Source organism: Streptomyces sp. NPDC024555, assembly GCF_055559335.1.
This window is the reverse complement of sequence record NZ_JBVHKV010000035.1, coordinates 7,486-33,140: the sequence shown is the minus strand read 5'-3', so window position 1 is coordinate 33,140 and position 25,655 is coordinate 7,486. Positions and strand designations below refer to the sequence as shown.

The following is a 25,655-nucleotide window of genomic DNA, read 5'->3' as shown; positions in this document are numbered from 1 at the left end:
TGGATCCAAGTCGACCGTGCAGTACCAGCCGCTCTTCCGCTCGGCACTCTTCTTCTGTGATCTGACGCCTTTCCGGTCCAGACCTCCGGCTTGTCGCGCGACGGAAGAGCACACCCCTTTTGCCTGTCTGTAGCGAACGCCGTCGTCGTGCCCGCACGGTGCCGCCCGCTTTGCGGACGTGAGCCCACGTCCCCATTCCGGGCTGTGCCAGGCCTGCCCGACGGCCCTCCGTGAAGGAGTCAGCCATGTCGATGATCCGTGACCTTCGCGCCGTGGTGCGCCCGTCCCTGCGCAAGCCCGCCACCCTGCACAACGCCTACGACACCACCCGCGACCCGTCCGCCTCCAGCGCCGTCGTCGACTGCGCGGTCTACCGCGACGGACGCCGCCTCACCGACGGGGACGGCACCTGCCGCACCCCGCACGAGGCGATGCTCCGCGTCCGGGAGCACGGCGGCTTCGCCTGGATCGGTCTGCACGAGCCGACCGAGGAGGAATTCGCGGGCATCGCCCGGGAGTTCGGGCTGCACCCGCTCGCCGTCGAGGACGCCGTCCACGCCCACCAGCGGCCGAAGCTGGAGCGCTACGACGACACCCTGTTCACCGTCTTCAAGACGATCCACTACGTCGAGCACGCCGAACTCACCGCGACCAGCGAGGTCGTGGAGACCGGCGAGGTGATGTGCTTCACCGGCCGGGACTTCGTCATCACCGTCCGGCACGGCGGCCACGGATCGCTGCGCGCGCTGCGCCACCGGCTCCAGGACGACCCCGAACTGCTCGCCAAGGGCCCCTCCGCGGTGCTGCACTCCATCGCCGACCACGTCGTCGACGGGTACATCGCGGTGGCCTCCGCCGTCCAGGACGACATCGACGAGGTGGAGATCGAGGTCTTCTCCACCCCGGACAAGGGCAGCCCGCGCGGCTCCGACGCGGGGCGGATCTACCAGCTCAAGCGCGAGGTGCTGGAGTTCAAGCGGGCCGTGTCCCCGCTGCTGCGCCCCATGCAGCTGCTGAGCGAGCGGCCGATGCGGCTCATCGACCCGGACATCCAGAAGTACTTCCGGGACGTCGCCGACCACCTGGTCCGGGTGCAGGAGGAGGTCATCGGCTTCGACGAACTGCTGAACTCGATCCTCCAGGCCAATCTGGCGCAGGCGACGGTCGCGCAGAACGAGGACATGCGCAAGATCACCTCCTGGGCGGCGATCGTCGCCGTGCCGACGATGATCTGCGGCGTCTACGGGATGAACTTCAAGCACATGCCCGAGCTGGAGTGGAAGTACGGCTATCTGATGGTCATGGGCTTCATCGGGGTGGTCTGTTTCTCCATCCACCGGATGCTCAAGCGCAACGGCTGGCTCTGACGCACCGCGCGCCCCGGGCCGGGACGTTCGGCCTAGGCATTGTCCCAGGCCCCCCGTACCGGCCCAGGGCCTAAGCTCTGCCCCATGACTGCTGCTGACGCGCTGCTGGGACCGGCCCTCGTCGAGGAGGCCACCAAGAAGTCGGGCCTCATCTGGGTGCGCGGCACCGGTCCCGCGCGCGCCCTGTGGCACGTGTGGCACGAGGGGGCCGCCCATCTGGTCGGCGACGGCCCCGGTGAGCAGCCCTTCCCGGCCGGGCTCACCGACGGCGCCACCGCCGAGGTGACCGTCCGCTCCAAGGACAAGGGCGGCCGCCTGGTCGCCTGGTCCGCCTCGGTGACCCAGCTCGTGCCGGACTCCGAGGAGTGGCGGGCGGCCGTCGACGAGCTGAAGGGCAAGCGGCTCAACGCACCGGACGCGGAGCGGATGCCGGAGCGCTGGGCGCGCGAGTGCCGGATCGTCCGGCTCGCACCGCTGGACGCGCGCACGGAGCTGTCCGCGGACTCCGGGGCCGCGGCCCCGCTGCCGAGCCCCGCGACCACCCGGCTGCCGGTCCCGGCCGGTCTGCCGCGCCTGCTGAAGCGGTCGCTGCGCCGCCGGTGACCCGGGCGTGCACGGCGTCGCCCGGCAGACGGGAATGGGCGGACGGCGCTACTTTCCGGACACGCCCTGGGAGGACGTCTTGGGCAGCTGCTTGCCGTAGTCGACGGTGTCGTCCTCGGCCGGGGCCGCGAGCGGGAAGTCCTTGCCCCAGTCGGCCAGGGTGACCACGCCCCCGCCGCCGCCCCGGGCGAAACTCAGCGGGTACGGCGTGCCCTCCAGGGAGACGTCGAGCGCCCCGCCCTCGCCCTTGCCGCCCAGGATCCGGATGGTGCGCATCTCGCCGACCGTGCCCCGGTCCCCCTTGCCGACCGTGCCGTGCAGCGTGAGCATCCCGTCGAGCAGCACCTTCTTGTCGGTGAAACCGCGCAGCTGCTTGTACGTGGGGTCGTCCTCGGGGACCTTGACGTACTTGCCCTCCAGCTTGCCCGCGGCGGCGCCCCCCGCGTCGCTGGTCTTGCCGTCGTCCTCGTGGTTCCAGAAGCCCGCGCCGGCCTTCAGATAGAGCTCGTCGCCGATCCGCAGCAGCTCGAAGGTGCTGTTCTTCGAGGTGACGGAGCCGGTGCCGCCCTTGTTCTTGAGCCGCATGTCGATCTTGTACGTGCCGCCCTTGCTGACCAGCGTCCCGGCCAGCCGCACGGTGTCCGCGGCGTCCGCGGCGGTGCGCGCCTTCTCCTCGATCTGCGGTCCGGTCAGCTTGGCGACGCCGTTGGTCCCCTTGTCCGGGTCCTCGCCCGCGCACGCGGTCAGGGCCGTGGACAGCCCCCCGCAGAGCAGCACGGCGAGGACGGCGGTCCGGCGGCGGGCCCGGACGGGCCGGACGGAAGAGGTCACAGGCGCACTGCCTCTCATCTGCGTGGCGGGGGTGGCAGACGGCAGCGTACCCGGGCCGCCCCGGGTGCCCGCGCAGAGCCGTACGGACCGCTCGCCGGGGCGGCCCGCGGCGGTACGGGCTAGCCTGATCACGTCGTACACGTGCGGGAACGGCCGGACCGCGGCCCGGAGCCGCCGCCCGCGGCCGGGCGGTGAACGAGGAGGCGCACCCATGGCACCAGGCACGCCCCGGGTCTTCGTCTCCCATCTGTCCGGCGTTCCGGTCTTCGACCCCAACGGCGACCAGGTGGGGCGCGTCCGCGATCTGGTGGCGATGCTCCGCGTCGGCGGCCGGCCGCCGCGGCTGCTCGGCATGGTGGTCGAGGTGGTGAGCCGGCGGCGGATCTTCCTGCCGATGACCCGGGTGACCGGCGTCGAGTCGGGCCAGGTCATCACCACCGGTGTGGTCAACATGCGCCGCTTCGAACAGCGGCCCACCGAACGTCTGGTGCTCGGCGAGTTCCTCGACCGGCGGGTCCAGCTGGTGGAGACCGGCGAGGAGGTCACCATCCTGGACGTGGCCATCCAGCAGCTGCCGGCCCGCCGCGACTGGGAGATCGACAAGTACTTCGTCCGCAAGGGCCGGGGCGGGGCGCTGCGCCGCAAGGGCGAGACGCTGACCGTCGAGTGGTCGGCGGTGCGCGGCTTCTCCCTGGAGGAGCACGGGCAGGGAGCGGAGTCGCTGGTCGCCACGTTCGAGAAGCTGCGCCCCACCGACGTGGCCAACGCCCTGCACCACCTCTCCCCCAAGCGCCGGGCCGAGGTCGCCGCCGCCCTGGACGACGACCGTCTCGCCGACGTCCTGGAGGAGCTGCCCGAGGACGACCAGGTGGAGATCATCGGCAAGCTGAAGGAGGAGCGCGCCGCCGACGTCCTGGAGGCCATGGACCCCGACGACGCGGCCGATCTGCTCTCCGGACTGCCCGAGGCGGACAAGGAGCGGCTGCTGACGCTGATGCGCCCGGACGACGCGGCCGATGTGCGGCGCCTGATGTCGTACGAGGAGCGGACCGCGGGCGGTCTGATGACGACCGAGCCGATCATCCTGCGCCCGGACGCGACGGTGGCCGACGCGCTGGCCCGGGTCCGCCAGTCGGACCTGTCGCCGTCGCTGGCCGCGCAGGTCTACGTGTGCCGGTCGCCCGACGAGACGCCCACCGGCAAGTACCTCGGCACGGTGCACTTCCAGCGGCTGCTGCGCGATCCGCCGTTCACCCTGGTCAGCTCGATCGTCGACAGCGATCTGGTGGCGCTGACCCCCGAGACGCCGCTGTCGGTGGTGACCAGTTATCTCGCCGCGTACAACCTGGTCTCGGTGCCGGTGGTGGACGAGAGCGGTTCGCTGCTCGGCGCCGTGACGGTCGACGACGTCCTGGACCACCTGCTGCCCGACGACTGGCGGGAGACGGACTTCCACGGCCGCGAGGGGGTGCTCCATGGCCGGTGAGGACCGCTCCAGGGCGTCGAACGGCTCGACGGCCCTGACCCGCGCCCCCAGGTACCGGCTCGACCAGCCGAAGGCGCCCCGCCGCAGACTGCTGCCGGAGTACGACCCCGAGGCGTTCGGCCGGTTCTCGGAGCGGATCGCGCGCTTCCTGGGCACCGGGCGGTTCATCGTCTGGATGACGCTGATCATCATCGTGTGGGTGGTGTGGAACATCTTCGCGCCCACGGAACTGCGCTTCGACGAGTACCCCTTCATCTTCCTGACGCTGATGCTCTCGCTCCAGGCCTCGTACGCGGCCCCGCTGATCCTGCTGGCGCAGAACCGCCAGGACGACCGCGACCGGGTCACCCACGAGCAGGACCGCAAGCAGAACGAGCGCTCCATCGCCGACACCGAGTACCTGACCAGGGAGATCGCCGCGCTGCGGATGGGCCTGGGCGAGGTGGCCACCCGCGACTGGATCCGGTCCGAGCTGGAGGACCTGATGAGGGAGCTGGAGGAGCGGCGCTCCCTGGTCTCCGCCGAGAGTGACGAAGACCGCTGACCGGGCTACCCGCGCGTAGCGCCGGGCGCCGTACCATCGTCCGTATGGCTACGGAAGACGCGGTGCTTGAGGCACTGGCGACAGTGAACGACCCGGAGATCCACCGCCCGATCACCGAGCTGGGCATGGTGAAATCGGTCGATATCGATCCTGACGGTGTGGTCGCTGTCACGGTGTACCTGACCGTCTCCGGCTGTCCGATGCGCGAGACGATCACGTCGAACGTGACGGAGGCGGTGGCCCGCGTCGAGGGCGTCTCCCGGGTCGAGGTCACGCTCGACGTGATGAGCGACGACCAGCGCAAGGAGCTGGCGGCCTCGCTGCGCGGCGGCACCGCCGAGCGCGAGGTGCCGTTCGCCAAGCCCGGTTCGCTGACCCGGGTGTACGCGGTCGCCTCCGGCAAGGGCGGCGTCGGCAAGTCCTCGGTGACGGTGAACCTGGCGGCCGCGATGGCCGCCGACGGCCTCAAGGTCGGCGTCGTGGACGCGGACATCTACGGGCACAGCGTGCCCCGGATGCTCGGCGTGGACGGGAAGCCCACCCAGGTCGAGAACATGATCATGCCGCCGTCCTCGCACGGCGTGAAGGTCATCTCCATCGGCATGTTCACCCCGGGCAACGCCCCGGTGGTCTGGCGCGGCCCGATGCTCCACCGCGCGCTCCAGCAGTTCCTCGCCGATGTGTTCTGGGGCGATCTGGACGTCCTGCTGCTGGACCTGCCGCCGGGCACCGGTGACATCGCGATCTCCGTCGCCCAGCTCGTGCCGAACGCGGAGATCCTGGTCGTCACGACCCCGCAGCAGGCCGCGGCCGAGGTGGCCGAGCGGGCCGGTTCGATCGCGGTGCAGACGCACCAGAAGATCGCCGGTGTCGTCGAGAACATGTCGGGCATGCCGTGCCCGCACTGCGACGAGATGGTCGACGTCTTCGGCTCGGGCGGCGGCGCGAAGGTCGCCGAGGGGCTGACGCGGACCGTCGGCGCCGAGGTGCCGGTGCTCGGCGCGATCCCGATCGACGTACGGCTCCGCGAGGGCGGCGACGAGGGCAAGCCCGTCGTCCTGTCCGACCCCGACTCCCCGGCCGGCAAGGCCCTGCGCACCATCGCGCAGAAGCTGGGCGGCCGTCAGCGCGGCCTGTCCGGCATGTCGCTGGGCCTCACCCCGCGCAACAAGTTCTGAGCCGGGCGCCCTCCGGGGCGCGCGGACACGAGAGGCCGGAGCCCGCGGGCTCCGGCCTCTCGCGCGTACGGCGGTGGCGCTACGCGTACGAGGTGATGTCCTGGACCACCGAGAAGCCCAGCCCGTAGGCGCTCATGCCGCGCCCGTAGGCGCCGATGTGCACGCCCTGCGCGGAACCGGCGAGCACCCAGCCGAACTCGGACTCGCGGTAGTGGAAGGGCACCGGCACCCCGTCGACCGGCAGGGAGAGCACCGACCAGGCCGGGCCCTCCAGATCGTCGGCGAGCTCGAACGCCGTCTCGGTCTGCTGCGCCAGCCAGTCGTCGCGCAGGCTGTGGTCCAGCTGCGGGGGCCAGGTGTAGGCCAGCAGTCCGGAGCCGGCCAGCCAGGCCGCGGAGGAGACCGTGGTGGCCTCCAGGACCCCGGTGCCGTCGCCGCTGCGCCGCACGGGGCTGCTGGCGACCGTCACGACCGCCGCGAAGCGCTGCTTGTCCGCGCCGGCCTCGCCGCGCACGGAGGGCTCCTCGCCGTGGCCGGTGGAGCCGTGCTGCACCGTGCCGTCCGCGGCGGTGCCGACCTGCATCAGCCAGCGGGGGCCGGTGAAGGCCTCGTCCAGTCCGTACCAGGGGAACGGTGCCCGCAGATAGCCGTCGACCGCGAGCCGGGCCTCCGGCACCCCTTCCGCCGTGGCTGTGTCCGGCGCGTCCTCCGCGCCCACCCGACTCGTCGTCTCCATCTGCCCGGCCGCCTCCTCGATCGTCAGGTCCGGAGCGGCCCGCCCCCCGCGGGCGTCCTCACCACCGGACAGATGGAGAATAGCGACAGCGTCCGGACGAGCCGGGATTGACCGGGGTCAGGTGGCGTCGGCGTCGAACGGCGGGTGGTCGTCCTTGGCCGGCTGCTCGCGCTTCTTCAGCAGGTCGGGGGCGCCCGGGGAGCCGTTGGCCGCCGTGACCGCCGCCGCGCCCGCGCCCGACACGCCGCTCTTCGCCTCGACGGACGCGGTCTCCCGCCCGTTCACCGCGTCGGTGACCTCGGTGATCTCCTTGCGGAGGTCGAAGCTCTCCCGGATCTCCTTCAGCCCCAGGTCGTCGTTGCCGTCCATGAGCTGCTTGCGGACGAACGTCTTGGGATTGAGGTCCTCGAACTCGAAGTCCTTGAACTCCGGCCCGAGCTCCGTGCGGATGTCCTCCTTGGCGCTCTCCGAGAACTCACGGATCTTGCGGATGAAGCGCGAGGCGTCCTGGATGACCTTGGGGAGCTTGTCCGGGCCGAAGATGAGCACGCCGATGACGGCGAGCGTGACCAGCTCAAGTGCGCCTATGTCATTGAACACCTTGCGGCTCCTCGTGTTCTCCGCGACCAGGTCGGATGAGGTCCGGACACGCCACACGGTACCCGGCGAAACTGTCCGCGCGGTAGCTCCACATGGCCGTCACGCGCCGGTTGCCGAGCCGAGCGTCACAGTCATGGACAGGTCTTTACCACCGCGGCTCACCGTGAGCTTCAGCCGGTCGCCCGGACGGTGGGCCCGGATCTTCACGATCAGCTCCTCCCCGTTGTGCACGCGCTTGCCGTCCACGGCGGTGATGACGTCGCCCGGCCGGATGCCGGCCTTGGCCCCCGGACCGCCCCCGGTCACGGAGGACGTGCCGTCCGCGCCCTTGGGCCCGACCTTGGCGCCGTCACCGGTGTACTTCATGTCGAGAGTCACACCGATCACCGGGTGGGTGGCGCGTCCGGTGTTGATCAGCTCCTCGGCGACCCGCTTGCCCTGGTTGATCGGGATGGCGAAGCCGAGCCCGATGGAACCGGCCTGGCCGCCCTCGGTGGCGGAGCCGCTGTCGGCGGCGCGGATGGCGCTGTTGATGCCGATGACGTGGGCGTGGGTGTCCACCAGCGGGCCGCCGGAGTTGCCCGGGTTGATCGGGGCGTCGGTCTGGAGGGCGTCGACGTAGCTGATGTCGCTGCCGTCGCCCTTCTCCCCGCCGGCGGTGATCGGCCGGTCCTTGGCGCTGATGATCCCGGAGGTGACGGTGTTGGACAGGTCGAACGGGGCGCCGATCGCCACCACCGGGTCGCCGACCCGGACGTTGTCGGAGTTGCCCAGGGGCAGCGGCTTCAGCCCGGAGACCCCGTCGACCTTGACGACGGCGAGGTCGTAGCCGCTGTCCTTGCCGACGATCTCGGCCTCGGCGGTCTCGCCGCCGCTGAACGTCACGGTGATCCGGCCGGACGAACCGGCGGGGGCGACCACGTGGTTGTTGGTGAGGATGTGGCCCCGGTCGTCGAGGACGAAGCCGGTGCCGGTGCCCGATTCGCTGCTGCCGCTGACGTGCAAGGTGACGACGCTGGGCAGGGCGCTGGCCGCTATGCCGGCGACGCTGTCGGGGGCGCGGCCGCCCGCGTCGGCGTCGTCCTGGGGCAGTTCGATCCGGGTGAAGCCGCCGTTGCGCTCGATGTAGGCGCCTATGCCGCCGCCTATGCCGCCCGCCACCAGGGCGAGGAGCAGGGCGCCGACGAGCACGGTCCCGCGTCCCCTGCGCCGGGGTCCGCGGTCGCTCCCGAGCGGCGGGCCCGGCTGCGTGACGAGCGGCTGCCGGGGCGCACCCCAGGGGTCGTACTGGCCCCACTGCGGCGACGGGGGCTGCGGATGCGGCGGTACGGGGCCGGGCTGCGGGTGCGGCGGGGGTGTGGTGCCGTACGGGGGCGTGGTGCCGGGCGGCATCGCCAGGCCCGCCCCGTTGGTACCCGCGTACGGCGGGGGCACCGGAGTGCCGTGCGCCGGGGTCGGCCGCTGCACCGGGGGTGCGGGGGCCCAGGGGCCGGGGCCGCCGTAGGGCGGGGTGCTGTACTGGTCCGGCTCGTGCAGCGGCTGCGCGGTCTGCGGCGCGACGGCCGGGTCGGGGCCCGGAACCGGCGCGGCCCCGGAGACGGCCGGGGCCTGGGCCGGGGGCTCGACGGGCGGTGCGGCGTGCGGCGCGACGGGCGCGGCCTCGGGGGCCGGGGCGTCCGCCACGGGCGCCTTCCGGAGGTCCGGCCCGGCGGCCGGTGCCGGATCCGCCGGGGGCCCGGCGGGCACCGCGTCACGCGGGGCGCCGGGCTCCACGGGGGTGTCCACCGGCTCCACCGTGTCCTCGACGGACGACGGGTCCTGAGGCGCCGTGTGCGTGCCGCGCCCCGTCGAGGGCCGGCTCCACCACTTCGCCCTGGGCTCGGTGGTCTTCCCGTCGTCCATGCTCTCCCCGCAACCGCCGCGAACCGGCCTCTGCACGCCCCCTGCGGAGCGCCCCTCCGGAAATCCTGCCGGAATTCAACCAGGTTTGCGGTTGGCCTGCGCGGCCCCGTGCGCCGGAACCGGTGTCAGCGACGGGGCGCGAGCGGGAGTCCGTGGTCGGAGGAGGCCGGAAGCCCGGCGGCGGACGTGGGCGTACGGGACGGATCGGGCGAGGGCGGGACCGACAGCCTGCTGCCGAGGGCCGCGGCGAACAAGGGGTTCGTCCCGTCGGGGCGTATCGGCGAGGGCGCGGACACGGTCGTCTGCACGGGCAGGGCGAACGGGCCGCGGCCGAACGCGGCACCGGCCGCGGAGGGCGTCGCGGAGAAGGCCAGCGGGGCGGCGTTGACCGCGAGGCCGGCCCGGTGGTCGCCGGTGCCCAGCAGGTTGTGGCCGCCGCCCCGGCGGCTGACGCCGCCGCTCTGGGCGCGGGCGTCCGCGTTGAGCGGGGCCACGCTGCGGCCCGCCCCGCCGCGCGCGGTGGTGTCCGAGCCGGACGAGCCGGTGGGCAGGGCCCCGCCGAGCGCGATGGCGGCCAGGGACACGGCACTGGCCGCGGCGAAGGCGAACCGGCGTCCGCGCCACGGCGAGCGGTCGGCCTCGCGGCCGACCTCGTGGATCCGGAAGCCCGTCCCGGCCTCGGGCAGCACGGCGGTCGAGCCGTGCAGCGTGGGGAGGTAGCCGAAACCGTCAACGGGGCCGGGGCCCTCGCCGGGGCCGGCCGGGGGCCGTGCGACGGGGAAGACGCCGCGGCCGAAGCGCCCGGGGTCGCCCAGGGCTCTTCCCGGACCGTCGGCGTCACCCCCCGGTCCGCCGGGAAGGCCCTGGAGGCGGGCGAGGAAGCCCTCGGAGGGCGAGGGCGGGGCGGACTGTGCGAAGACACTCTTCAGGCGCCGCTGGGCGGCCGCCTCGGCCTTGCACTTGCCGCAGGTCGCGAGATGGGCGAGCACCCGCTCGCGGGCGTCGTGCTTCAGCTCCCCGTCGACCAGCGCGGCGAGGCGGTCCCCCAGGTGGTGTTCCGCGGGGGTCGGACCTGTGCCACTCACGCCGTTCCGACCTCCCCTGTCACGACGGCGCCGGCCAGCGAGCGCTGCTCGGCACGGGCCTCGGGCGAACGGTGGCGCAGCGCCTTGCGCAGGTGCGAGCGCCCGCGGTGGATACGGCTGCGCACGGTGCCGAGCTTCACGCCGAGGGTCGCGGCGATCTCCTCGTACGAGAGTCCCTCGATGTCGCAGAGCACGACGGCGGCACGGAACTCGGGCGCGAGGGTGTCCAGCGCCTGCTGGACGTCGGCGTCGAAATGGGTGTCGTTGAAGACCTGCTGCGGGGAGGGCTCGCGGCTCGGCAGCCGCTCGGCGGCGTCGTCGCCGAGGGAGTCGAAGCGGATGCGCTGCTTGCGGCGCACCATGTCCAGGAAGAGGTTGGTCGTGATGCGGTGCAGCCAGCCCTCGAAGGTGCCGGGGGTGTACGTCGACAGCGAGCGGAACACCCGGACGAAGACCTCCTGGGTGAGGTCCTCGGCGTCGTGCTGGTTGCCCGTCAGACGGTAGGCGAGGCGGTAGACCCGACCGCTGTGCGTGCTGACGATCTCTTCCCATGTGGGCGGCGTCCACGCCTGGGATTCCGCATCCGAGGCGAAGGTCGCGGTCGTTGCGGAGTCGTTGGAAGAACGGTCAGCAATGTTGGTCACGGATTTCGGCTCGCCGGCCGACCTGAGAAAGCGCCGCAGCACTCCTCCCCGATCCACAGGCGCAGCCGCACCTCCCCTATCGGCTCTGGTGGTGTCCAGTGGAGCCCCTACCATAGCCACCTCGCCCGTTAGCTCCGGATAAGCCTTTTTCCTGCTGGGGCCGGGGATCTCCCCGGGCCTCGCCGCCGGTCCCGGGCCCGATCCGCGGGCCCGGTCCACACGCTTTCCCCCGCTCTCCCCATAACGCCCGGTCCCATCTGCGGGTTCCCGGGCGCAGCGGATACAGTCACCGTTGCGCCAACTATGGGGACAGGAGAGGGTCATTACCGCCAACCGGCAGACGAGCTGGGCGTTCGCCGACGCCTTTGTCGCCGAGGACGAAGCACTGCGCTGGGCCCGGGACCGGGCACGGGAGGCAGGGCTCCGCTCGGTGTCACCGGGCACCGGCGCCGCGTTGCGCCTTCTCGCTGCCTCCACGGACGCCAAGGCGGTGGCCGAGATCGGCACCGGGACGGGCGTGTCCGGCATCTATCTGCTGCACGGGATGCGGCCGGACGGGGTGCTGACGACGGTCGATCCCGAACCCGAGCGCCAGCAGTTCGCCCGGGAGGCCTTCCGGGCCGCGGGCTTCGCGGCCAACCGGGCCCGGTTCATCCCCGGCCGCGCCCTGGACGTCCTTCCCCGGCTGGCGGACGGCGGCTACGACCTGGTGTTCTGCGACGGCGACCGGCTGGAGTGCCTGGACTGTCTCGCTGAATCGTTGCGCCTGCTGCGACCTGGCGGTCTGGTCTGCTTCGAGGGTGTCTTCGCGGACGGCCGCACGATCGATTCGGCCGCCCAGCCGGCCGAGGTGCTGCGCCTGCGCGAGCTGCTGCGCACGGTCCGCGAGAGCCAGGAGCTGCTGGCGACGCTGCTGCCGGTCGGCGACGGCCTGCTCTGCGCGGTCCGCCGCGGCTGATCCGCCGCCCCAGGAGACCCTTCCCGTCCCCGGACGCACCGCTGCCCGGCACGGATGCCGTGCCGGGCAGCGGTGAAGTGTGGACGCGGTGCTAGCCGACGACCTTCTTGAGGGCATCGCCGAGTGCATCGGCCTCGTCCGGCGTCAGCTCCACAACAAGCCGACCGCCGCCTTCGAGCGGAACGCGCATGACGATGCCCCGCCCCTCCTTTGTCACCTCGAGCGGGCCGTCGCCCGTCCGCGGCTTCATGGCCGCCATGCTCGTTCCCCTTCCTGAAACCAGCTCAATCGCAACCGGCGGCCCCATGACAGGCGCTGCCTCACCGGCATCGAACACATTGCTTCCAGGCCATTATCCCGCATCACCGGCCCCAATGACCAACATCGCTCTGCATCGCTTGAGCAACGCGCTCAGTCAAAACCACCCAATTCGGCGATCCGGCTGCGATACTCCGCCCTCTTCCGCCCACCTTCCGCCCACCATCGGAGCGGAATTGTTAGACGCAGCTCACATGTCGGCCTTCGCGGAAGTCGGCCATGCTTGCCTGGACACGCTTGGTGAACGAGACGCGAAGGGGGCCGCAGATGGCCGATCACGAGGACGCCGTGCTCTACGAGGTCAGCGACGGGCTGGCGACGATCACGATCAACCGCCCCGACGCGATGAACGCCATGAACACGGCGGCCAAGGTCGCCCTGCGTGACGCGCTGCGGACGGCCGAGGCCGACACCGCCGTACGGGCGGTGCTGCTCACGGCGGCCGGCGGACGCGCCTTCTGCGTCGGCCAGGACCTCAAGGAGCACCTGGGCAAGCTGGCCGAGGCCCGGGAGACGGAGGGCGGCAACGCGCTCAGCACCGTCCAGGAGCACTACAACCCGATCGTGCGGGCGCTGACCGGGATGCGGAAGCCCGTCGTGGCCGGAATCAACGGGGCAGCGGCCGGCGCGGGCTTCGGTTTCGCGCTCGCCTGCGACTACCGGATCGCCGCCGACACCGCCTCGTTCAACACCTCGTTCGCCGGAGTCGCCCTCACGGCGGACTCGGGCGTCTCCTGGACGCTTCCCCGGCTGATAGGCCACAGCCGCGCCGCCGACCTGCTGCTCTTCCCGCGCTCGATCTCCGCCCAGGACGCCTACGACCTGGGCGTCGTCAACCGTCTGGTGCCCGCCGCCGACCTCCTCGCCGAGGCGACCGCCGTGGCCCGCGCCCTGGCCGCCGGGCCCACGGTGGCGTACGCCGCGCTCAAGGAGTCCCTGGCCTACGGGGCCTCCCACAGCCTGGACGAGGCCCTGGAGAAGGAGGACGAGCTCCAGACCGCGGCCGGTGTCTCGGAGGACCACGCGATCGCGGTCCAGGCCTTCCTCGACAAGGACCGGAACCCGAAGTACGTCGGCCGCTAGGGCGTGACGCCCCCGCCCCGGGCCACGCAGTCGGCGAGGTGGTCGTCGACCAGGCCGCAGGCCTGCATCAGGGCGTAGGCCGTGGTCGGGCCGATGAAGCGCAGTCCGCGCTTCTTGAGGTCCTTCGCCAGTGCCGTGGACTCCGGGGTGACGGCCGGCACGTCGGCGAGGGTGCGCGGGGCGGGGCGGTCCGCGGCGTCGGGGGCGTAGGACCAGATCAGCTCGTCCAGCTCGCCCTCGGCCCAGCCGGCCAGCTCACGGGCGTTGGCGAGGGTGGCGTCGACCTTGGCCCGGTTGCGGATGATGCCCTCGTCGGCCAGGAGCCGTTCCCGGTCGGTGTCGGTGAACTCGGCGACCTTCGGGATGCTGAACCCGGCGAAGGCGGAGCGGAAGCCCTCGCGGCGGCGCAGGATCGTCAGCCAGGAGAGGCCGGACTGGAAGGCCTCCAGGCAGAGCCGCTCGAACAGGGCGTCGTCGCCGTGGACCGGGCGGCCCCATTCGGTGTCGTGGTACGTGAGGTAGTCCTCGGTGGACAGGCCCCACGGGCAGCGCGGACGGCCGTCGGCCGCCGGTTCGGTCCCGCCGCTCATCGGCCGTCCTCCTCGTCGGCCGGGGGAACGGCCGGGGGCATCGGGGGCCGCTCCGGGGCCTCCCAGGGGGCCCTGGGGCGCTCGTCCGTCTCCTTGAGGAGGTCGGGTCCGCCGGACCGTACGGCCTGGGCGCCGGCGAGGGCCGATTCCAGCTCCGCGATCCGGGCGTCGCGCTCGGCCAGCTCGGCGCCGAGCCGGCTCAGGGCGTCGTCCACGTCCGCCATCCGGTAACCGCGCGGGGCGACGGGCAGCCGGAGCGCCTCCACGTCCGCCCGGCCGACCGGCCGGTTCTCGGGCAGCGGGTCCGTCAGCAGTTCGGGCGCCACGTCCTGAAGAATGGCGCTCCTCCCTCCCCCGACCACCGCCAGCGTGACCGCGGCCACGACCACCACCATCGCGAGCAGCAAGAACCAGAACACGCGTATCTCCCCGGGAGCGGAATTCGTCCGGGTCCGATCGTGCCATGCAGCACCGACAGTTAGGGTCGCAGTCGGTCCCGGGAGCGATCTTCCGGGCGGATTCGAGGGAGAGACACGGGATGCGAAGCGGTGTGCTCAGGCTGGGCCGGCGCGAGTTCGGCGCGCACGAACCGGTGATCATGGCGATCGTCAACCGCACCCCCGACTCCTTCTACGACCAGGGCGCCACCTTCGACGACGAGCCCGCGCTGGAGCGGGTCGGGCGGGCGGTGTCCGACGGCGCCGCGATCATCGACATCGGCGGGGTGAAGGCCGGTCCCGGCGATGAGGTCACCGCCGAGGAGGAGGCCCGCCGCACGGTCGGTTTCGTCGCGGAGGTGCGCCGGCGCCACCCGGACGTGGTGATCAGCGTCGACACCTGGCGCCACGACGTGGGCGCGGCGGTCTGCGAGGCGGGCGCGGACCTGCTGAACGACGCCTGGGGCGGGGTCGACCCGAAACTCGCGGAGGTCGCGGCCCGGTACGGGGCGGGGCTGGTGTGCACCCACGCGGGCGGCGCCGAGCCCCGGACGCGGCCGCACCGGACGGGGTACGCGGACGTGATGGAGGACATCCTGCGGGTGACCACGGGGCTGGCCGAACGGGCCGTGGCGCTGGGCGTCCGGCCCGACGGGATCATGATCGACCCCGGTCACGACTTCGGGAAGAACACCCGGCACTCCCTGGAGGCCACCCGCCGCCTCGGCGAGATGACGGAGACGGGGTGGCCGGTGCTCGTCTCGCTCTCCAACAAGGACTTCGTCGGCGAGACGCTGGACCGCCCGGTCAAGGAGCGGCTGCTCGGCACGCTGGCGACGACGGCGGTCTCGGCGTGGCTGGGGGCGCGGGTCTACCGGGTGCACGAGGTGGCCGAGACCCGCGACGTCCTGGACATGGTGGCGTCCCTCGCCGGCCACCGCCCGCCCGCCGTCGCCCGGCGCGGACTGGCGTGACGGGCACGACGGACGGGGACGGGAGGCCCGCCCCCGCCGTACGCGGTGTACGCGGCCCAGGGGCCTAGCGACCGACCTCCTTGGTCACCAGGTTGACCGCCTCGTCCACGTCGTCCGTGACGTGGAAGAGCAGCAGGTCCTTGTCCGACGCCTTGCCCTGGGCGACCACGGTGTCCCGGAGCCAGTCGACCAGGCCGCCCCAGTACTCCGTACCGAACAGCACGATCGGGAAGCGGGTGACCTTGCCGGTCTGGACGAGGGTGAGCGCCTCGAACAGCTCGTCGAGGGTGCCGAGGCCGCCGGGGAGCACGACGAAGCCCTGGGCGTACTTCACGAACATCGTCTTCCGGACGAAGAAGTAGCGGAAGTTCACCCCGATGTCGACGTGCGGGTTGAGCCCCGACTCGAACGGCAGCTCGATGCCGAGGCCCACCGAGATGCCACTGGCCTCCCGGGCGCCCCGGTTCGCCGCCTCCATGGCACCGGGGCCGCCGCCGGTGATCACCGCGAAGCCCGCGTCGACCAGCGCCCGGCCGATCCGCACGCCCGCCTCGTACTCCGGGGTTCCCGCGGCGGTGCGCGCCGAGCCGAAGACGCTGATCGCGCTCGGCAGCTCGGCGAGCGCGCCGAAGCCCTCGACGAACTCCGACTGGATGCGCATCACCCGCCAGGGGTCGGTGTGCACCCACTCCGAGTCGCCCTCGGAGTCCAGCAGCCGCTGATCGGTGGTGCCGGGCTGCACCTGGTCCCTGCGGCGCAGCACCGGGCCGAGTCGCTGTTCCTCCGGCCTGACCGCACCCTCGGGGATCTCCGCACCTTCGGGGATCCGCGCATCCTCGGGGTTGCCCATGACCTGCTCCCTCCGCCGACGTCGGGGGCGTCCTGCGACGCCCCGTCTCAGGCCCAGCGTAGATCGCCGGAGGTTACGGGCAGGGGAATGCCGTGGGTCAGCCGGTGAGCCAGGAGCGGAGGCGTTCCTCGCAGTGCACGATCCGGTCGGTCCGGACGTGCTCCTCGCGCTTGTGGGCGAGGATCGGGTCGCCGGGGCCGTAGTTCACCGCGGGGACGCCCAGCGAGCCGAAGCGCGCGACGTCCGTCCAACCGAACTTGGGCCGGGCGGTGCCGCCGACGGCCTCCATGAACGCCTTGGCCGCCGGGTGCGAGAGGCCGGGCATGGCCGCGCCCGAGTGGTCGTCGACGACGAACTCGGCGACGCCGCAGCCCTCGAAGACCTCGTGGACGTGGGCCAGGGCCTGCTCCTCGGAGAGGTCCGGGGCGTAGCGGTAGTTCACGACGACGGTGCAGGCGTCGGGGATGACGTTGGTGGCGACGCCGCCCTCGATGCGGACGGCGTTGAGGCCCTCGTGGTATTCGAGGCCGTCGATCACCGGCCGGCGCGGTTCGTACGCGGCCAGCCGGGCGAGCACGGGGGTGGCGGCGTGGATCGCGTTGGACCCCATCCAGCTGCGCGCGGAGTGGGCCCGCTCCCCCTCCAGGCGCAGGAAGACGCGCAGGGTGCCCTGGCAGCCGCCCTCGACCTCGGCGTCGGAGCCCTCCAGGAGGACGGCGAAGTCCGCCGCCAGCCAGTCGGGGTGGGCCTCGGCGATGTGGCCGAGTCCGTTGAGGTGGGCGGCGACCTCCTCGTTGTCGTAGAAGACGAAGGTGAGGTCGCGGTTGGGCTCGGGCACGGTCGCGGCGATCCTCAGCTGGACGGCGACGCCCGACTTCATGTCGGAGCTGCCGCAGCCCCAGAGCAGCCCGTTCTCGTCGAGCCGGGAGGGCACGTTGTCCGCGATCGGCACGGTGTCGATGTGGCCGGCCAGGACGACGCGTTCGGCGCGGCCCAGATCGGTCCTGGCGACGATGTTGTTGCCGTGCCGGTCGACGGTCAGGTGTCCCAGGGGGCGCAGCGCCGCCTCGATGGCGTCGGCGAGGTCCTTCTCCCCTCCGCTGACGGAGGGGAAGTCGACGAGCCGCGCGGTGAGCGCGGGCCCGTCCAGGGTGAGGTCAAGGGTGCTGTCGGCCATGGCCATGACCCTAGTACGTTGCCGCACGCCCCCTCGCGCGGTACATAAGCGAACGCGGCCCCGGACACCCACAGACGGCTCGCGTACGGTGGCCCCGTGCCCCGGACCGTTTCTCCCGCCCGCCGACACACCGCCCGCAGCCGCCGTCTGCGCCTCACGGCGGCCTTCGCCGTGCTCGTCGCCGTGGCCGGTTATCTGACCGCCCAGTATCTGACCGGCAGCCGGGGCTCGGAGCAGTGCACGGTGGAGTCGGCCGACGGCTCCGCGGGCGGGTCGCGGACGTACCGGCTGACGGCCGAGCAGGCGGCGAACGCCGCGACGATCTCCGCGGTGGGCACCACGCGCGGCATGCCGGAGCGGGCCGTGACGATCGCACTGGCGACGGCGATGCAGGAGTCCGGGCTGCGCAACATCGAGCACGGCGACCGGGACTCGCTGGGCCTCTTCCAGCAGCGCCCCTCGCAGGGCTGGGGCACGGAGGCGCAGATCCTGGACCCGGTGTACTCGGCCGGGAAGTTCTACGCGCATCTGGCCGAGGTGCCGGGCTATTCGCGGCTGCCGCTCACCGTCGCCGCGCAGCGCGTCCAGCGCAGCGGCTTCCCGCAGGCGTACGCGAAGCACGAGCCGGACGCCGCGCTGCTGGCCGCCGCGCTGACCGGCCGCACGCCCGCCGCGCTGAACTGCGAGCCGCCGCGGAGCACGGCCGGCACGGGCCGCCCGGAGAAGCTGCGGACCGCGCTCGTCCGTTCCTTCGGCAAGGACGTCCTCCCGGCGGGGGACGCGGCGGACGGGACGTCCGGGGCCGCCGGGGCGAAGGCGGACGCGGCGCTCTCGGTGCCGGTGGACCGGGCCCGCCGCTCCGCGAAGGACGGCGCCCCGCAGCACGGCTGGGAGCTGGCGCACTGGGCGGTGGCGCAGTCCGAGGCGCTCGGCATCGACGAGGTCGCGTACGCGGGCCGGCGGTGGACGTCGGAGTCGGGCTGGCGGACGGAGCGCGCGAAGGACGGCAAGGCGTCCGACAGCGCGACGGTCCGGATGCGCCTGCTGCGGTAGCGCCCGCCGGCCAGCCGTGCGGCCCCGGCCGGGGACCGGCGGGACGTCCCCGGGCGCCCGGCGGACGGTCCCGGCGCCCTCCCGGACACAGACCTTCCCGGGCGCGCGCGGCGACCGCGCAGCCCCCCGTCCCCCGATCCGCCCCGTGAACCCCCGTACGAGACATCGCCCGCACGGGGGATCCGGTGGGTGCGCCGACGTGTGCCGGGCGGTCGCGCGCGCGGCTTCTCGCGTATCGGCTGTTTCCCTTGGGGCGTATGGGAAGTGACGGTTCGGCGCGAGGCTGCGGAATGCCGGGTCCGCCCGGGTTCCTCCGCTGCGGATTATGTGACGCGTTACCCAGTCTTTACCCGGGGGCACCGCAACCTCCCCCTGCCCCGGGGCGGTTGTCATGGCGTCCGGTCCACGGACACCACGACTTTCCCCTCCCCGTCGAAGGAGCATCATGTCCCTCCCCCTGACCCGCCGGATCGCCCGCACCGCGCTGCTGCTCGCGGCGGGTGCGGCACCCGTGGTCGGTGCGGCCGGAGCCGCGGGTGCCGCGGAGCTGGCCCCGGACCTCGGCGGCCTCACCAGCGTCGAGGGTGCCGGGCTCGGCCAGGCGGTGGACGGCGCGGCCGGCGACGTCGCCGGACCGGCCGGCGCCAAGGTCGTCGACACGGCGCTGCCGGTGGCGGGCAAGACCCTCGGCGAGGCCGGCAAGCAGGCCGCCCCGGCCGCCGCCGGCGTCGGCAAGACCGTCCAGGGCGGGGCGACCGACGCGCTCGGCGGCGCGGCCAAGGGCGCCCCGGCCGGCGGTCAGCTCATGGGCGGTCTGCCGATCGGCGGCTGACCCGCACACGGCGAAGGGCCCCGGGAGCATCCGCTCCCGGGGCCCTTCGCCGTGGTCAGCCCAGCCGCTTGACGGCGGCGGCGACGCGCTCGTCGGTGGCGGTGAAGGCCACGCGGACGAAGCGGTCGCCCGCCGGTCCGTAGAAGTCGCCGGGTGCCACCAGGATGCCCAGCTCGGCCAGATGGGCCACGGTGTCCCAGCAGGGCTCGTCGCGGGTGGCCCACAGGTAGAGGCTCGCCTCGCTGTGCTCGATCCGGAAGCCGTGGGACTCCAGGGCGGTGCGCAGGGCCGCGCGGCGGTCCGCGTAGCGGCGGCGCTGCTCGGCCACGTGCGCGTCGTCGCCGAGCGCCGCGACGGTCGCCGCCTGGACGGGCGCGGGCGTCATCATGCCGCCGTGCTTGCGGATCAGCAGCAGTTCGCTCAGCACGGCCGCGTCGCCCGCGACGAACGCGGCGCGGTAGCCGGCCAGGTTGGACCGCTTCGACAGCGAGTGCACGGCGACGAGGCCCTCGTACGTACCGCCGCAGACGTCCGGGTGGAGCACGGAGACCGGCTCGGCCTCCCAGCCCAGCTCCAGGTAGCACTCGTCGCTGAAGACCAGCACCCCGTGCTCGCGCGCCCAGGCGACGATGCGGATCAGCTCGTCCTTGGCGAGGACCCGGCCGGTCGGGTTGGACGGCGAGTTGAGCCAGAGCAGCTTGAGGCCGGCCGGGTCCAGCTCGGTCGGGTCGTCGTAGACCACCGGCTCGGCGCCGCAGAGCCGGGCGCCGACCTCGTACGTCGGGTAGGCCAGGCGCGGGTAGGCGACCCGGTCGCCGGGGCCCAGGCCCAGCTGGGTCGGCAGCCAGGCCACCAGTTCCTTGGAGCCGACGACCGGCAGCACGTTCTCGTGGGTGACGCCCGCGGCGCCCAGGCGTCGCTCCACCCAGCCGGTGAGGGCGTCCCGCAGCGCGGCCGTCCCCCACACCGTCGGATAGCCGGGGCTGTCCGCGGCGGCGACCAGCGCCTCACGGATCAGCTCGGGCACCGGGTCGACGGGCGTGCCGACGGACAGGTCGACGATGCCGTCCGGGTGGCTCTCCGCCGTCGACTTGTAGGGCGCGAGCCGGTCCCACGGGAAGACGGGGAGACGGGAGGAGACTGCGGACACGGATCTCTGCTTTCTCGTACGGGGTGCACACGGGGTGACACGGGACGACGGGGAAACACCGCGGTCCCGTACGGAGCGAGCCGTACGGGACCGGGGTGACGCACGCGCCGGGACGCTGCTACTGGTTCTGCGGCGGCAGGGCGGCGATGAACGCGTGGTCGCGCTCGATCAGGCCCAGCTTGGAGGCACCACCGGGCGACCCGAGGTCGTCGAAGAACTCGACGTTCGCCTTGTAGTAGTCCTTCCACTCCTCCGGGGTGTCGTCCTCGTAGAAGATCGCCTCGACCGGGCAGACCGGCTCACAGGCTCCACAGTCGACGCACTCGTCCGGGTGGATGTACAAGGACCGCTGGCCCTCGTAGATGCAGTCGACGGGGCACTCTTCGATGCAGGCCTTGTCCTTGACGTCGACACAAGGCTGCGCGATGACGTAGGTCACGCTGTCGTTCCTCCTCGGTAGGGCGTTGGCTCTCGCGCGGGAGCGCGGCGTCGTCGATGCCCGCACCTAGTATCTCCGTTCCCGGGCACGATCCGAACAGGAGGGGCGGACAGAGCTGTGGAATTCACCATGGGCGGACGGCTGGAGGTCCGAATTGCACCGGCTGACGTGGGTAAACGGGTATCGGTCCGACGCCTGACCGAAGACGGCCCCGGGGGCGCGAAATTCACCGATACGGTCGGAGTTCTCACATCCTGGAACGACGGTGTGCTCTCCGTCACACCCAAGGACGGCGTGTCGGTCCGCATCGAGGAGTCCGCTCTGGTCGCGGGGAAGGTCGTGCCGGCCGCCCCCGCGCGGCGTCGCGGCCCCGCCGCCTCCTTCGCCGAACTCGCCCCCGTGTACGCCCGCGCCTGGCAGCCGGTGGAGAGCGAGCCGCTGGGCGAGTGGCGGCTGCGCGCCGCCGCCGGATTCACCCGGCGCGCCAACTCCGCCCTGCCGCTCGGGGATCCGGGTCTGCCGCTGCCGGAGGCGCTGGAACGGGTCCGGCAGTGGTACGCGGCGCGTGGCCTGCCCGCCTATGTGCAGGCGGCGACGGGCGGCGGGGACACCCAGGAGCGGCTGTGCGCGGGGCTGGAGGAGCACGGCTGGCGGCGCGAGGTGTCGGCGCAGGTGCGGATCGCGGCGCTCGCCCCGATCGGCGATCTGCCGGCCGAGGTGGGCCGGGTGCGGCTGAGCCGCGCGGTGGACGACGCCTGGCTCTCCCGCTACCAGCGCTCCACCGCCCCCGGGCCCGAGGTGACCGCCGTGCTGGACAGCGGGCCCTCGGTGTGGTTCGCGACCGTGCCCGGGACCGGCGGCGACACCGCGCCGGCCGCGATCGGGCGCTGTGTGGTGGACGGGCGGTGGGCCGGTTTCATGGCCGTCGAGGTGGCTCCCGAGCACCGCAGACAGGGGCTGGCCACCGCCGTGATGACCGCGCTCGCCCGGCAGGCGGCGGACGAGGGCGCCTCGGCCGCCTGGCTCCAGGTCGAGACGGACAACGACGGCGCGCGGTCGCTGTACGACGGGATGGGCTTCGTGACGCACCACCTGTACCACCACTTCCGGGCGGCGTAGCCGTGGCCGGGGAGGAGGACGGCCGTCAGGCGCGGCGCCGCAGGTTCGCCGAGGAGGCGCGGGCGGAGCGGCCGGATCTGGCGCTGCTCTGTCTGCTGCTGGCGGCGGAGGCCGATCCCGCACTGGACGCGGCCGCCATGGACGCGGCGCAGATCGAGCTGGACGCGCTCGCCGGGCAGCTTCCGTACGGGCTGCGCGGCGGGCGCGCCTGGGCGTCGGCGCTGGCCGAACTGCTGGGTGAGCGCCATGGTTTCGAGGGTGCGGCGGCGGACTACCGGCGGCTGGAGTCCTCGCTGCTGCACGAGGTGCTGCGGCGCCGGCGCGGGCTGCCGATCCTGCTGTCGGTGGTGTGGATCGAGGTCGCGCGGCGGGCCGGGGCGCCGGTGTACGGGGTGGCGCTGCCGGGCCATTTCGTCGTCGGCTTCGGCGATCCGGCCGAGGGGGTGCTGGCCGATCCGTTCGCCGGGGGCCGGCCGCTGTCGGAGCAGGACGCGGAGCTGCTGGTGACGGGGGCGACCGGGGAACGGCTCGACGCGGCCGTGCGGGAGCCGGCCCGGCCGCTGGAGATCGTGCTGCGGATCCTGAACAACATCCGGGCCTGGGCGGCGGCCCGGCCGGAGCGCACGGACGTGGGGCTGTGGGCGGTGGAGCTGTCGCTGCTGCTGCCCTCGCATCCCGCCGCCCTGCGCCTGGAACGCGCCCGGCTGCTGGTGCAGTCCGGGGAGTTCGGGCGCGGGGCGGCGGAGATGGACGCGTACGCGGAGGTGGTCGCGGCGGTCGATCCGGCCGCCGCGGAGTCGGTGCGCCACCAGGCCAGGGCGGCGCGGGCGCTGCTGAACTGACGGGGCGCGGGCTCCGGTCCGGGTCAGCCCGGACCGCCTCCGGTGCCGGTGCGGCGGACGGTGTGGATCAGGTACTCCTTGCGGTCGAGGGGGTTGTGGTCGGTGCGGGAGCGGTGCGGCGGGGTGCCGGTGACGGGGCGGTGGGTGTGGAAGGCGGTCTCCAGGACGCCTTCGCCCCGGGTCAGTCCGGGCAGCCGCTGCTGCAGGTCGTGGACCCGGTCGGCGGGGATCTCGCCCTCCAGGACGCAGACCGTGCCGTCGGGGGACGGCGGGCCGGGGACGGCCCGCAGCCGGGCGAGGACGGGCAGCAGCGGCCCGAGGGCGTCGGCGGGGATCTCGGCGCGGAAGCGGTGCACCGGTTCGTACACCGTGGTTCCGGCCCTTCTCAGCGCGTCCATCAGGACCAGCGGGGTCAGCAGGCGGAAGTCCCCGGCGGTGCTCGACATGGACTTGTCGAAGGTGCCGTGCGCGTGGCTCTGGCGGGGCCAGTAGCCGGAGTGCGTCATCGTGACCGCGCAGTCGGTGACGCGCCAGCCGTACAGCCCCTGGGCGAGCGTCTCGACGACGGTGTCCTCGACGGCCCGCATCAGGGAGTACGGCATGGAGCCCAGCTCTACCTCCCGTCCGTAGCGCACCCCGCTGCCGGGCGGGAGGGGGTCGACGCGCAGACCGACCGTGGCCAGGAAGGGGTTGTCGCCCGTGTCGATGATCTCGTACGCGGCTCCGGAGCCGGTGGGCCGTTCCAGGCAGATGGTGGTGGTCGCGCGGAAGGTGACGCCGATGCCGTACTCCTCGGCGAGCGTGGCCTGGACGACCTCCTTCTGCACCTCGCCGTAGAGGGAGACCGAGATCTCCTCGCGGACGTCGTCCTGGCGCAGGCCGATCAGCGGGTCCTGTTCGGCGAGCTGGGCGAGCGCGGCGTGCAGATCGCCGCGGCCGGCCGGGGCGGCGGGGACGACGACGGACTCCAGGGTGGGCGGGGCGAAGTGGTGGGCGGGGCCGGCCGTCCCGGTGGTGCCGAGGGTGTCGCCGATGCGGACGGCGCCGAGCCCGGTGAGCTTCGCGATCCGTCCCGGGCCGACGGATCCGGCGGGGGTGTCGGTCCCGCCGTCGAAGACCCGGATGCCGGTGACCCGGTCCTCCGAGAGGGCGCCGGGGCCCGGCCCGAAGGGCAGCCGGTCGCGGGTGCGCACGGTGCCGGAGAACATCCGCACCCAGGCGAGCTTCTCGCCGGACCGGCCGCGTTCGACCTTGAACACCGTGCCGGAGACCTCCCCTTCGGGATCGCCCTGCGCCCCGGGCAGCAGCTCCCTGATGCCCCGGACCAGGTCGTCGGTCCCGGCCCCGGTGAACGCCGAACCGGCGTAGACCGGGTGGACCAGGGCCCGTCCGGTCTGCTCGGCCAGGGCGCGGCGGAGCCGTCCGGGGGCGAGGTACCCGTCGCCCTCCACGTACGCGGCGAGCAGGGCGTCGTCGTGCCGGGTGAGCAGGTCGGTCAGGCGGGCGGTGAGGACGGGGTCGTCGTCGGCGTGGGCCGGGCCGTGCGCGGCACGGGTGCCGAGTCCGGTGGGAGCGGGACCCATGGCGACCGCGCGGGGCGTGAGCCGGTCGGCGATCTCGCGCAGGACGGGCGCGTAGCGGGCTCCGGCCCGGTCGGTCTTGTTGACGAAGATCAGCGTGGGGATGCGGAGCCGCTGGAGCGTGCGCATCAGGACGCGGGTCTGCGCCTGGACGCCCTCGACGGCGGAGACCACCAGCACGGCTCCGTCGAGCACACCGAGGACCCGTTCCACCTCGGCGATGAAGTCCGGGTGACCGGGGGTGTCGATCAGGTTGACGGTGACGTCGTCGAGGGGGAACGAGACGACCGCGGACTTGATGGTGATCCCGCGCCGCCGTTCGAGGGCGAGGGAGTCGGTCCGGGTGTTCCCGTCGTCGACGCGGCCGATCTCGTCGATGATTCCGGCGGTGTGGAGCAGCCGCTCGGTCAGGCTGGTCTTACCGGCGTCGACGTGCGCCAGGATGCCCAGATTCAGCGTGTGCACAGAACTCCATGTTCTCGGCGGTGGTGTGGATTCCCGTCGTGGTGAACATGTGAGCTCGGCGCATGGGCGTCTCCCGGTTCTGTGGCTGGTCCGCCGAGTACAGCAGCGGGCCGGAGCGGCGTGCAAACCCTTTTCCGCGCCCGGTACGGCGGTGAGGCGCCGTCAGCGAACGGGGGACACGGGTCCCGCCAAACCTCCGCCCGGCGCGGCGTGCCGTCCAACGGGTGATTATCCGGGCCCGGCCACTCGATGGGCCCATGCCGTCGCTCCAATGCGGAGCTCTCCGATGGCGCGCCCCGGGATCCGGGCTGACGGTGGATCACGTAGCCGCTGCGTCCCTCTGGGCTGACACCCCGTCACGCTCCGCAGTCGCCACGAAAGGACACGTGTTCAGATGCGCTCTGCCCGCACACTGTTCGCCACGGCCGCCGTCTCGGCCGTACTGACTCTCTCCGCTCCCTCCGCCTACGCCCTCGCGGCCGGCGACTGGGAGCACGACAGCGGTTCGTCCTCCAGCAGCGAGGACGGCGGCTGGAAGAAGGACAAGCCGAGCGGCGGTGTCCACACCGGCGGCGGCGCCCTCGCGAAGGCCGTCACGGAGTGGCAGCCCGGCAAGGACGAGGGCGGCAAGTACAAGGACAAGCCCAGCGGCGGCGTCCACACCGGCGGCGGCGCCCTCGCCAAGACCGTCACCGAATGGCAGCCCGGGAACGACGAGGGCGGCAAGTACAAGGACAAGCCCAGCGGCGGCGTCCACACCGGCGGCGGCGCCCTCGCCAAGACCGTCACCGAATGGCAGCCCGGGAACGACG

Annotated in this window: 26 protein-coding genes and 1 pseudogene; 13 read left to right on the top strand and 14 right to left on the bottom strand. The window is 73.0% G+C overall.

What is annotated here, in order from left to right; genetic code table 11:
- Positions 1-245 precede the first annotated feature (245 nt).
- Both ACZ4FH_RS36065 and ACZ4FH_RS36060 read left to right on the top strand, forming a co-directional pair.
- Positions 246-1,367 (top strand): magnesium and cobalt transport protein CorA, encoded by a 1,122-nt coding sequence (locus ACZ4FH_RS36065; protein ID WP_467310256.1) that lies wholly within the window; start codon positions 246-248, stop codon positions 1,365-1,367.
- Between the two features lie 84 nt (positions 1,368-1,451).
- A complete protein-coding gene (locus tag ACZ4FH_RS36060) occupies positions 1,452-1,970 on the top strand; it encodes a hypothetical protein (protein WP_467310254.1) in 519 nt (172 codons plus the stop codon).
- 48 nt (positions 1,971-2,018) lie between these two features.
- Here the strand turns inward: ACZ4FH_RS36060 and ACZ4FH_RS36055 are convergent, their stop codons facing one another.
- Complete coding sequence (locus ACZ4FH_RS36055; RefSeq protein ID WP_467310252.1) at positions 2,019-2,801, bottom strand: hypothetical protein; 783 nt, start codon at positions 2,799-2,801, stop codon at positions 2,019-2,021.
- A gap of 211 nt (positions 2,802-3,012) precedes the next feature.
- On the opposite strand from ACZ4FH_RS36055, the gene ACZ4FH_RS36050 reads away from it, so the two are divergent.
- Genes ACZ4FH_RS36050 through ACZ4FH_RS36040 form a run of 3 tightly spaced genes read left to right on the top strand, consistent with a single transcriptional unit; the run spans position 3,013 to position 6,009 of the window.
- Positions 3,013-4,287, top strand: coding sequence for a magnesium transporter MgtE N-terminal domain-containing protein (locus ACZ4FH_RS36050; RefSeq protein WP_383634673.1), 1,275 nt, complete (start codon positions 3,013-3,015; stop codon positions 4,285-4,287).
- Positions 4,277-4,831, top strand: coding sequence for a DUF1003 domain-containing protein (locus tag ACZ4FH_RS36045; protein ID WP_467310249.1), 555 nt, complete (start codon positions 4,277-4,279; stop codon positions 4,829-4,831). The genes ACZ4FH_RS36050 and ACZ4FH_RS36045 overlap by 11 nt, the downstream gene beginning before the upstream one ends.
- A 44-nt stretch (positions 4,832-4,875) precedes the next feature.
- Positions 4,876-6,009 carry an Mrp/NBP35 family ATP-binding protein gene (locus tag ACZ4FH_RS36040; RefSeq protein WP_467310248.1) on the top strand — a complete coding sequence of 378 codons (1,134 nt, stop codon included), beginning with the start codon at positions 4,876-4,878 and terminating at the stop codon, positions 6,007-6,009.
- A gap of 79 nt (positions 6,010-6,088) precedes the next feature.
- Here ACZ4FH_RS36040 and ACZ4FH_RS36035 read toward each other — a convergent pair whose 3' ends face one another.
- From ACZ4FH_RS36035 to sigE, 5 genes are all read right to left on the bottom strand, one after another.
- Positions 6,089-6,745: a hypothetical protein gene (locus tag ACZ4FH_RS36035; protein WP_383634667.1), complete on the bottom strand. Its 657-nt coding sequence runs from the start codon at positions 6,743-6,745 to the stop codon at positions 6,089-6,091.
- A 117-nt stretch (positions 6,746-6,862) separates the two neighbouring features.
- Complete coding sequence (locus tag ACZ4FH_RS36030) at positions 6,863-7,345, bottom strand: sec-independent translocase (RefSeq protein WP_467310245.1); 483 nt, start codon at positions 7,343-7,345, stop codon at positions 6,863-6,865.
- A 99-nt stretch (positions 7,346-7,444) separates the two neighbouring features.
- On the bottom strand, positions 7,445-9,247 hold the full coding sequence (locus tag ACZ4FH_RS36025) for a S1C family serine protease (protein WP_467310244.1): 1,803 nt from the start codon (positions 9,245-9,247) through the stop codon (positions 7,445-7,447).
- A 125-nt stretch (positions 9,248-9,372) separates the two neighbouring features.
- Positions 9,373-10,332, bottom strand: coding sequence for a zf-HC2 domain-containing protein (locus ACZ4FH_RS36020; protein ID WP_467310242.1), 960 nt, complete (start codon positions 10,330-10,332; stop codon positions 9,373-9,375).
- On the bottom strand, positions 10,329-11,090 hold the full coding sequence (gene sigE, locus ACZ4FH_RS36015) for an RNA polymerase sigma factor SigE (RefSeq protein ID WP_383634659.1): 762 nt from the start codon (positions 11,088-11,090) through the stop codon (positions 10,329-10,331). Before sigE ends, ACZ4FH_RS36020 begins: the two co-directional genes overlap by 4 nt.
- 178 nt (positions 11,091-11,268) lie before the next feature.
- Here sigE and ACZ4FH_RS36010 point away from each other — a divergent pair, with 178 nt between their 5' ends.
- A complete protein-coding gene (locus tag ACZ4FH_RS36010; RefSeq protein ID WP_383634657.1) occupies positions 11,269-11,934 on the top strand; it encodes an O-methyltransferase in 666 nt (221 codons plus the stop codon).
- A gap of 91 nt (positions 11,935-12,025) precedes the next feature.
- On the opposite strand, the gene ACZ4FH_RS36005 is transcribed toward ACZ4FH_RS36010, so the two are convergent.
- Complete coding sequence (locus ACZ4FH_RS36005; RefSeq protein WP_003966491.1) at positions 12,026-12,193, bottom strand: DUF3117 domain-containing protein; 168 nt, start codon at positions 12,191-12,193, stop codon at positions 12,026-12,028.
- Positions 12,194-12,519: 326 nt separating this feature from the next.
- Between ACZ4FH_RS36005 and chcB the strand changes: the two genes are divergently transcribed.
- The gene (gene chcB, locus ACZ4FH_RS36000; RefSeq protein ID WP_467310238.1) at positions 12,520-13,335 is read left to right on the top strand and encodes a 2-cyclohexenylcarbonyl CoA isomerase; all 816 of its coding nucleotides are present in this window, start codon (positions 12,520-12,522) and stop codon (positions 13,333-13,335) included.
- Here the strand turns inward: chcB and ACZ4FH_RS35995 are convergent.
- Positions 13,332-13,925: a DNA-3-methyladenine glycosylase I gene (locus ACZ4FH_RS35995; protein WP_467310236.1), complete on the bottom strand. Its 594-nt coding sequence runs from the start codon at positions 13,923-13,925 to the stop codon at positions 13,332-13,334. The genes chcB and ACZ4FH_RS35995 overlap by 4 nt on opposite strands.
- Entirely contained in the window at positions 13,922-14,344 is a 423-nt protein-coding gene (locus ACZ4FH_RS35990; protein WP_467310235.1) for a hypothetical protein, read from the bottom strand. The genes ACZ4FH_RS35995 and ACZ4FH_RS35990 overlap by 4 nt, the downstream gene beginning before the upstream one ends.
- Before the next feature lie 119 nt (positions 14,345-14,463).
- Between ACZ4FH_RS35990 and folP the strand changes: the two genes are divergently transcribed.
- Positions 14,464-15,336 (top strand): dihydropteroate synthase, encoded by an 873-nt coding sequence (gene folP / locus ACZ4FH_RS35985; protein ID WP_467310233.1) that lies wholly within the window; start codon positions 14,464-14,466, stop codon positions 15,334-15,336.
- A gap of 64 nt (positions 15,337-15,400) precedes the next feature.
- Here folP and ACZ4FH_RS35980 read toward each other — a convergent pair whose 3' ends face one another.
- Together ACZ4FH_RS35980 and dapE are read right to left on the bottom strand one after the other, a co-directional pair.
- Positions 15,401-16,186 (bottom strand): LOG family protein, encoded by a 786-nt coding sequence (locus ACZ4FH_RS35980; protein ID WP_383634647.1) that lies wholly within the window; start codon positions 16,184-16,186, stop codon positions 15,401-15,403.
- A gap of 97 nt (positions 16,187-16,283) precedes the next feature.
- The gene (gene dapE / locus ACZ4FH_RS35975; protein WP_467310231.1) at positions 16,284-17,363 is read right to left on the bottom strand and encodes a succinyl-diaminopimelate desuccinylase; all 1,080 of its coding nucleotides are present in this window, start codon (positions 17,361-17,363) and stop codon (positions 16,284-16,286) included.
- 96 nt (positions 17,364-17,459) lie between these two features.
- On the opposite strand from dapE, the gene ACZ4FH_RS35970 reads away from it, so the two are divergent.
- Positions 17,460-18,416, top strand: a complete 957-nt coding sequence (locus ACZ4FH_RS35970) for a VldE C-terminal domain-containing protein (RefSeq protein WP_467310229.1) — start codon at positions 17,460-17,462, stop codon at positions 18,414-18,416.
- Positions 18,417-18,861: 445 nt separating this feature from the next.
- Positions 18,862-19,248, top strand: coding sequence for an ATP-binding protein (locus ACZ4FH_RS35965; RefSeq protein ID WP_467310227.1), 387 nt, complete (start codon positions 18,862-18,864; stop codon positions 19,246-19,248).
- Positions 19,249-19,303: 55 nt separating this feature from the next.
- Here ACZ4FH_RS35965 and ACZ4FH_RS35960 read toward each other — a convergent pair whose 3' ends face one another.
- Together ACZ4FH_RS35960 and fdxA are read right to left on the bottom strand one after the other, a co-directional pair.
- Positions 19,304-20,398, bottom strand: coding sequence for a bifunctional succinyldiaminopimelate transaminase/glutamate-prephenate aminotransferase (locus ACZ4FH_RS35960; RefSeq protein ID WP_467310224.1), 1,095 nt, complete (start codon positions 20,396-20,398; stop codon positions 19,304-19,306).
- Positions 20,399-20,516: 118 nt separating this feature from the next.
- Positions 20,517-20,837 carry a ferredoxin gene (fdxA, locus tag ACZ4FH_RS35955; protein ID WP_018956287.1) on the bottom strand — a complete coding sequence of 107 codons (321 nt, stop codon included), beginning with the start codon at positions 20,835-20,837 and terminating at the stop codon, positions 20,517-20,519.
- 117 nt (positions 20,838-20,954) lie between these two features.
- On the opposite strand from fdxA, the gene ACZ4FH_RS35950 reads away from it, so the two are divergent.
- Entirely contained in the window at positions 20,955-21,956 is a 1,002-nt protein-coding gene (locus tag ACZ4FH_RS35950; RefSeq protein ID WP_467310222.1) for a GNAT family N-acetyltransferase, read from the top strand.
- A gap of 2 nt (positions 21,957-21,958) precedes the next feature.
- Positions 21,959-22,798, top strand: a complete 840-nt coding sequence (locus ACZ4FH_RS35945) for a transglutaminase-like and tetratricopeptide repeat-containing protein (RefSeq protein WP_467310220.1) — start codon at positions 21,959-21,961, stop codon at positions 22,796-22,798.
- A 23-nt stretch (positions 22,799-22,821) separates the two neighbouring features.
- Here ACZ4FH_RS35945 and ACZ4FH_RS35940 read toward each other — a convergent pair whose 3' ends face one another.
- Entirely contained in the window at positions 22,822-24,843 is a 2,022-nt protein-coding gene (locus tag ACZ4FH_RS35940; protein ID WP_467310218.1) for a GTP-binding protein, read from the bottom strand.
- Between the two features lie 394 nt (positions 24,844-25,237).
- Here ACZ4FH_RS35940 and ACZ4FH_RS35935 point away from each other — a divergent pair.
- Positions 25,238-25,655 (top strand): annotated as a pseudogene (locus ACZ4FH_RS35935) (hypothetical protein); the annotation flags it as partial.

What these genes read in the sequence shown, in the direction of transcription:
- ACZ4FH_RS36040 (WP_467310248.1), top strand. Translation starts at nt 4,876, where the DNA reads ATGGCTACGGAAGACGCGGTGCTTGAGGCACTGGCGACAGTGAACGAC.
- ACZ4FH_RS36035 (WP_383634667.1), bottom strand. Translation starts at nt 6,745, where the DNA reads ATGGAGACGACGAGTCGGGTGGGCGCGGAGGACGCGCCGGACACAGCC.
- folP (WP_467310233.1), top strand. Translation starts at nt 14,464, where the DNA reads ATGCGAAGCGGTGTGCTCAGGCTGGGCCGGCGCGAGTTCGGCGCGCAC.
- ACZ4FH_RS35965 (WP_467310227.1), top strand. Translation starts at nt 18,862, where the DNA reads ATGTCCCTCCCCCTGACCCGCCGGATCGCCCGCACCGCGCTGCTGCTC.
- ACZ4FH_RS36050 (WP_383634673.1), top strand. Translation starts at nt 3,013, where the DNA reads ATGGCACCAGGCACGCCCCGGGTCTTCGTCTCCCATCTGTCCGGCGTT.
- ACZ4FH_RS36060 (WP_467310254.1), top strand. Translation starts at nt 1,452, where the DNA reads ATGACTGCTGCTGACGCGCTGCTGGGACCGGCCCTCGTCGAGGAGGCC.
- ACZ4FH_RS35995 (WP_467310236.1), bottom strand. Translation starts at nt 13,925, where the DNA reads ATGAGCGGCGGGACCGAACCGGCGGCCGACGGCCGTCCGCGCTGCCCG.
- ACZ4FH_RS36025 (WP_467310244.1), bottom strand. Translation starts at nt 9,247, where the DNA reads ATGGACGACGGGAAGACCACCGAGCCCAGGGCGAAGTGGTGGAGCCGG.
- sigE (WP_383634659.1), bottom strand. Translation starts at nt 11,090, where the DNA reads ATGGTAGGGGCTCCACTGGACACCACCAGAGCCGATAGGGGAGGTGCG.
- ACZ4FH_RS36005 (WP_003966491.1), bottom strand. Translation starts at nt 12,193, where the DNA reads ATGGCGGCCATGAAGCCGCGGACGGGCGACGGCCCGCTCGAGGTGACA.
- dapE (WP_467310231.1), bottom strand. Translation starts at nt 17,363, where the DNA reads ATGGCCGACAGCACCCTTGACCTCACCCTGGACGGGCCCGCGCTCACC.
- ACZ4FH_RS36045 (WP_467310249.1), top strand. Translation starts at nt 4,277, where the DNA reads ATGGCCGGTGAGGACCGCTCCAGGGCGTCGAACGGCTCGACGGCCCTG.
- ACZ4FH_RS36065 (WP_467310256.1), top strand. Translation starts at nt 246, where the DNA reads ATGTCGATGATCCGTGACCTTCGCGCCGTGGTGCGCCCGTCCCTGCGC.
- ACZ4FH_RS35980 (WP_383634647.1), bottom strand. Translation starts at nt 16,186, where the DNA reads ATGGGCAACCCCGAGGATGCGCGGATCCCCGAAGGTGCGGAGATCCCC.
- chcB (WP_467310238.1), top strand. Translation starts at nt 12,520, where the DNA reads ATGGCCGATCACGAGGACGCCGTGCTCTACGAGGTCAGCGACGGGCTG.